Source organism: Mesorhizobium sp. M5C.F.Ca.ET.164.01.1.1, assembly GCF_004792125.1.
Lineage (GTDB): Bacteria > Pseudomonadota > Alphaproteobacteria > Rhizobiales > Rhizobiaceae > Mesorhizobium > Mesorhizobium wenxiniae.
On the sequence record NZ_SRTG01000016.1, the window covers coordinates 22,447 to 28,789 of the forward strand.

General features: G+C 57.5%; 3 protein-coding genes and 4 pseudogenes. 5 read left to right on the forward strand and 2 right to left on the reverse strand.

Annotation, left to right across the window (positions count from 1 at the left end):
• Nucleotides 1-35: 35 nt before the first annotated feature.
• Nucleotides 36-716, forward strand: a pseudogene (locus EN807_RS31175) (transposase); the annotation flags it as partial.
• Nucleotides 717-954: 238 nt separating this feature from the next.
• Entirely contained in the window at nucleotides 955-2,193 is a 1,239-nt protein-coding gene (locus EN807_RS31180) for an acetyl-CoA carboxylase biotin carboxylase subunit family protein (protein ID WP_135937819.1), read from the forward strand.
• Between the two features lie 202 nt (nucleotides 2,194-2,395).
• On the opposite strand, the pseudogene EN807_RS31185 reads toward EN807_RS31180, so the two are convergent.
• Nucleotides 2,396-3,113 (reverse strand): annotated as a pseudogene (locus EN807_RS31185) (IS21 family transposase); the annotation flags it as partial.
• A gap of 548 nt (nucleotides 3,114-3,661) precedes the next feature.
• Between EN807_RS31185 and EN807_RS31190 the strand changes: the two are divergent.
• Both EN807_RS31190 and EN807_RS31195 read left to right on the forward strand, forming a co-directional pair.
• Nucleotides 3,662-4,423, forward strand: a complete 762-nt coding sequence (locus tag EN807_RS31190; RefSeq protein ID WP_135937820.1) for an SDR family NAD(P)-dependent oxidoreductase — start codon at nucleotides 3,662-3,664, stop codon at nucleotides 4,421-4,423.
• Nucleotides 4,424-4,432: 9 nt separating this feature from the next.
• Nucleotides 4,433-5,260, forward strand: a complete 828-nt coding sequence (locus tag EN807_RS31195; protein ID WP_135937821.1) for an SDR family oxidoreductase — start codon at nucleotides 4,433-4,435, stop codon at nucleotides 5,258-5,260.
• Nucleotides 5,261-5,649: 389 nt separating this feature from the next.
• Here EN807_RS31195 and EN807_RS31205 read toward each other — a convergent pair.
• Nucleotides 5,650-5,854 (reverse strand): annotated as a pseudogene (locus EN807_RS31205) (transposase); the annotation flags it as partial.
• Between the two features lie 245 nt (nucleotides 5,855-6,099).
• Between EN807_RS31205 and EN807_RS31210 the strand changes: the two are divergent.
• Nucleotides 6,100-6,343 (forward strand): annotated as a pseudogene (locus EN807_RS31210) (IS110 family transposase); the annotation flags it as partial.

Sequence of the window (6,343 nt, forward strand, 5' to 3'; positions counted from 1 at the left end):
CATCATGGCCTCGCGCACAGAATTCCTGACAGTCCCTCCTCGACATCACCGACGCCAACGTCAACGACGCCCAGGTCGGTCGCCAGATCACGATCGAAGCTGTAGCGACCTACCCGTTCGACAAGGGCTACTGCCATCATGGCTGGTGGACGGCGATCGCCGAAGCCGGATCGATCTTTGTGACATGGCCCAAATCCAATATGGGGGTGCGCGATCGCCCTATAGCCGAGCCGCAAGGCGACGGCTTCCTGGTTGTGGAAGACAGTGAGGTAAGCCTGGTCAGCAAGGGTCCTTGCAAGCTGCCGATGCGCCTGCGTCGCCCGCGCGTTCAGCGCGAAGCGGGCGACGCCATCACGCTTTTCACCAACGATCTGGAGCGCTCCGCCGTCGAGATTGGGCGGCTCTACAAAGGCCGCTGGCAAATCGAGCATCTGTTCCGATGGATCAAGCAGCACCTCAAAATCCGCAAGTTCCTCGGCAACAACGGCAATGCAATCCGCCTGCAACTCTTTGCAGCAATGATCGCCTTTGCGCAGCTGCGCATTATCGCGCGCACCCGCCGCGTCACTAATCCAATCTTGAGGTTCACAGAACTGGTCGCTCAATACTTATTCGGCCGGCGGAAAATACACACCATCGACAAGCCGCCACTGGTCAATACAAGCCGACCAAGAGGCCGAACCTCTCCCAATCAGATGGCCTTCATATATGAATAACTTTCCCCGGACAGCCCTGCGCTAGCTCGGGAGAAGTCGGAGTGCTGGAAACCCGCCCGCCCCCCCGCCGGGAATCACAGTTGCAACAGACGGTTAAAATAACTTCACAGGATCTTTGCTGTCCCAATCACTGGTTATGGTAGTTTGACCCCAACGTGTGAGGTCCAGCATGGCCAAGAAATCTGTGCCGATCCACGTCGGGAATGCCGCACAGCACGCAACTTGGGAGTAAACAGCAATGGCAAGTGCACTCATCCTGATTGAAGGTGGAAGTAATATCCTGCGATACGTCCAATCGGCCGAGCGTCTTGGCCTTCATCCAATCATGCTGTCGGCGGATCCAGCTCGGTACGAGCATCTTGTGGCGGGTGGAACTGAGGTATTCCGCGTGGACACGAGCAAGCTAGATGCGCTGATCTGCGAATGTTCGCGGCTGCGACTGATCCATGACATTGCTGGCATTACGAGCGGCCTGGAGGCCGTCTATGCGACAGTTGGCAAGCTCTGCCAGCACTTCGATCTGCCGGGGCCGAACCCCGTGTCAGTCGAGCGATGCTGCGACAAATTCATGCAACGTCAGCTCCTCGCGGAGGCCGGTGTTCCAATACCTGCATATCGCCTGGCGGAGAATGCGGCGGATGCAAAAAGATCTGCTGCGGAGATCGGCCTGCCAGTGATTGTTAAGCCAACCGTAGGAATAGGCAGTATCGGTGTCCGACTGTGCCGCACCGTCGACGAGTTGGTCGAACATACGAACTATTTGTTGGGCGGGAAACAGGTACGGTCTAATCCGAGAGTACTGATCGAAGAATTCGTACAAGGCCCCCATTATACAGCTGACCTAATGGGAACAGACGTCATTGGGATTGCCACCCTTGACTTCGGCCCGACACCGCATTTCGTCTATCGTGAGCAGACCTATCCGGCGTTGGTGAGTGATGAGGAGCAAGATCGAATCGCCGATATTATGCTGAGCTGTTTGCGAGCTCTCGGCCTTGGCTGGGGGCCAACGAACGTTGAACTCCGCGGGACGAAGCGTGGCCCAGTCGTGATTGAAGTCAATCCCCGTCTTCCGGGTTCGCCCAGTCCTGAACTGGTTCAGCTAGCTTATGGTGTTGATCTTGTCACTGAGCACATCAAACTTGTGATAGGCGACGAATGGGATTTGCGCAGAAGCCATTCAGAAACTGCCGCCGCTCGTTTCCTAATTCCTGACAGCGATGGCGCCCTCGAGATCATTGACGATAGTCGGGCGGCTGCTTTACCTGGAGTCGCCGAGGTCAAGTGGTATATTGAACCCAAGACGCCTATCGTCAGGAAAGGCGATGCCCGAGATTGTGTCGGATGTGTCATCGCCTCGTCCCCCAGCTTCGCTCAGACTGTGGCCACGCTTCAGAATGCTGTCGATTTGGTCGATTGGTCGATTACGCAATTGGATGGTTCGCGAACAGGATTAAAGGCCGGGATCAAACAATAGACTTTAGTTCTCTGGTTCGGTTCTTATCAGAATCGCCACGGTCGAAGCCGATACACCAAACGCGCCGCAGCCGTGTGTCATCAATGGTAACTGCCATCAATATACCATGCGCTCGCCACGGCGTGTGAGTGCCTTCCAACAGCCAGCTCGAAGACGATCTGTGCATCTTCATCGAACGGCGCTATGCGGCGCTCAGGATGTAAGCGAAGGTCTGGTTGAGCGTCGGCTGGAACCACAGCGCCTTGGCGACGCCGGCCTTCAGATTGTCGCAGACGATCGCCTTCGTTACCCCACCGAAGAAGGTGAGTGCCCGGCACTGGCCCTCGATCCAGTCCGGCAGTTTCTGGCTGAAGCTGGCATGGGCGAAGGTGAAGGACGACGCGCCCAGCACCGCAACGAAGATCTGAGCCTGGCAGATGACGCCAGTATCGGGATCGACGACTGGCACGGTGTGACCCGCATAGTCGGTCTGCATCACCGCGCCTGCCTCGTGGCGGTTGCGGAAGGTTGCGCTCGACCGGCGCTGGAAAGCGCCGAACCGGTCACAAAACCACGTGTAGCCATAACCATCGGGGTGCGCCGCGCGGTATTCCTGCCATAACAACGTCAGCGTCACGCCCTTGCGCTTCAGCTCGCGCGAGATCATCGCCCAATCGGGCTCGTCCAGATCCTTGCGGTGGACGCCCAACCCGGCGAAACAGAAGCCGCTCAAGCGATGCGTGATTGTCACTGCCCGGCGGCAGCGGCCAGTCCGAGATGCCAGCCTCACGCGCCCGCAACAGATAGGTCGAAACGGACGTCTTGCTGATCTTCAGCCGTTCCGACACCGCACGCACCGAGAGGCCCTGCTCATGCGTCAGGCGCAGGATTGATCGTAGGTCTTTCACTGTCGTTCGTCTCGCTTGCTTCCGTCTTGGCATGGCCCCTCTCAACCCGATGATGAGAGGGCAAAATGCCAGATCGGCGCTCCCGAGAACCGACCGTTATATCCGCCCCGAAAACTGTCCGGGAATTAGCGGAATCGGTGTCCGCGAATTTCTGAAACACGCAGGTATGCCGACGAGTCGCTCGCCGACCATGGTCGAACATCTCGGGTGTATCCAAGCGGGTGTGCAATGGCTTCCATTCGCAGATTAGTTGAAATAGTTGATTTAAAGAAATGTTAAAAAACTTTAATGATATAATGTTGGGAAATTGCTGGTATTCGTGATAGTTGTAAGCATCAACGGGCAGAAAATTCCGTGACTGCACGGATCTATTTAGAAAAAATAAATCGTTGCTATGGTTCCATTGGCAAGACCAAGTATGCAGCCGTCACAGGTGTCCAAGGCTCTGTATGTTTTCAGGTTTCTGTCGCATTGTTTGGTCGCTTACGAAGAGGAGAAACTAACAAAATGCGAGCTTTGGTCAGTAGGCAGGCCGTCAACAATACTCCAGGCCAAATCACTCCGGCTGGGCAATCACTACCATGACGCTCTCCAAGAAGGTGGTTATCGTTACTGGCGCAACATCGGGGATAGGGGAGGCCGTCGTACAGGCCTTTGCCGCGATAGAGGCGTCCATCATATTGGTCGGCCGGGATCGAGAGCGGGGCCGACGAGCCCTAGAGGCGGTTCAGAAACTCAATTGTCCGGCCGAATTGATGCTGGGCGATGTGACTGACTCAGCGTTCGCGGACCAGGTTACTAATTCCGCCGTAGAGCGGTTCGGAAAGGTCAGCTGCTTAGTCAACAGCGCCGGTATCATACGGCGTGGAAGCGCCCTTGAGACGACCGATAATGAGTGGCGCCAGATATTCGACGCAAATGTCCATGGTGTGTTCTACTTTAGCCGCGCCGCGGTGAACGCTATGAGGAGGACCGGCGGCGGGAGCATTGTCAATATAGCCTCGAATGTTGGGCTGGTTGGCTGCTCCGGGCTGGCTGCCTACTGCGCTTCGAAGGGCGCGGTGGTTCTGTTGACGCGCGCGATGGCCCTTGATCACGCCAAAGAGCAAATCAGCATCAATGCCGTATGCCCTGGCGCCGTCGATACGCCCATGCTTGCGTCGGCACATAGGAAGCCAGTCAGCGTGGATGAGATCCTTCAACGGAACGTTGATTCAATACCCCAGGGCCGCGTGGCTACTCCGAAAGAAATCGCAAGTCTGACGCTGTTCCTCGCGAGCGAGGAAGCCAGGCACATCACGGGCGTTGCTGTTCCTATAGATGGCGGCTTCACGGCACGATAGGAGGAAGTCTTGGGTAATCGGCTATCAGGCAAAGTTGCCATCGTCACCGGTGGCAACCGAGGCATAGGGCGTGCAATTGCTGAGAGACTCGCTGATGAAGACGCCATGGTTGTCGTCGGCGATTTGCGTGACGATGCCTCCGGCGATTCCGGCAGCGTGGAGAGGCTCACGTTTATGTCTCTTGACGTCACAAAGGAGCCCTCAATTCGCGCATTCGTTGACGAGGTCCGACAGAAGTTCAGCAGGATCGATGTGCTGGTCAACAATGCCGGTGTGGTCATTCATAAATCCGTCGATGAACAGACTGCCGAGGATTGGGACAGGGTTATGGCGGTCAATCTTCGTGGTCCGTTTCTGATGGTCAAGTATGTGGTCCCGGAAATGAGACGCGTCGGCTTGGGCACGATCGTCAACATCGGGTCGGTCGAGGGCTATATGGTCAACCCCTGGCATACTGCCTACGCGGCCACGAAGGCCGGCGTGCATGGTCTTACACTCGGACTAGCAGTTGACCTCGGGCCGGATGGCATACGTTGCAATACCGTTTGCCCCGGTTGGATCGAAACCGAGCTGAATCGTGCCTATGTCGAGATGCACCCGGACCGAAGCTTGATCGAGCGCGAATTGGGACAGCTTCACCCGGTAGGAAGGATTGGCGTTCCAAAGGAGATAGCCGATGCGGTCCTTTGGTTGGCTAGTGACGATTCTAGTTTCGTTAGCGGTGAAATGATCGCTATTGATGGCGCCCGGACCAGGAAGATATCCCTGCCGTCCATCTTGGACGAGGAGTATCGGGCCAAGCTTACGAAGGCACAGTGCCGCGGTCCGAAACCCTGACGACCCTACTAAGTTTTTGATCCCGAGCTTTGGCGGTGCATCATTTTCGCACGATCAATGGAAGCGCTACTGGCCAGATTCTTCACGGGTCGCAACGACGAGAGATGCGATCTGTTGAGCAAAGCCTAGGCGCGCCTGCGAAGTGCTATGGCATCAACCAGAAGACGGTGATCAAGTCGAAGGGCGGACGTCGGTCGCCCGATCGGCTGGCGCCGGAGGACCTCGCGTGCGTTGCAAGTTTCTGCTGTCCCAGAGCATTTCCTGGCCGGCCGCTGAACTGGACGGTCTGTGCGTTGCGTTTCTTTTACGGCGTGACGCTGAATTGGGCCGAGATCCGGGAGCGTATCGTCTAGGGACTGTCAGGAATTCTGTGCGCGAGGCCGATTTCGTCATTGGCTGACGAACCTCTCGCCGAAGACGACGGCAAACTGGGGTCTTGGCCTCGAACCACTCGCGCGGCGGTCGTTTCCATTCCTCGGCCGCATGGTTCAGCACCAGATATAGCAGCTTCATGGCCGCATCGTCACTCGGGAAGTGTCCCGGGGTGCGGACGGCGCGGCGCAATTTGGAGTTCAGCGCCTCGATCGCGTTCGTAACCGGTATGATCATGACGGTGCCATCCGATCCCCGCTGGAGATGAGCGATTTTCGGCGTATGGTGCGACCATCCGGGACAGGGGCACCGGGAGCACGCCAAGTGCGGGCAGGCCGATCAATTCGATGAGCTGCGAGCTCGCGTTAGTAGCTGGCCGCCCCTGCGAGCTGCCCGGTTGCGCCGAGAGCGCGGATCCGTAGGTGTCGCGTCGCCCGCCGGCTCCCGACTGTTTGAGGAGGGAGCCGATGAGACGTGTGATTGGAATGGACATCCACCGCACCTTTGCGGAGGTGGTGGTTTGGGAAGACGGCCGGCTGCGCCATCACGGACGGGTCGACATGACCCGCTCGGGACTGGAAGGGTTCGGCCGCAGTTTGCGACGGACGGATGAGGTTGTCATTGAGGCTACGGGCAACGCCATGGCGGTGGTGCGGGTTCTGTCGCCCTAGGATCAAGACCGACAAGATCGATGCCGGCGTTCTGGCGCAG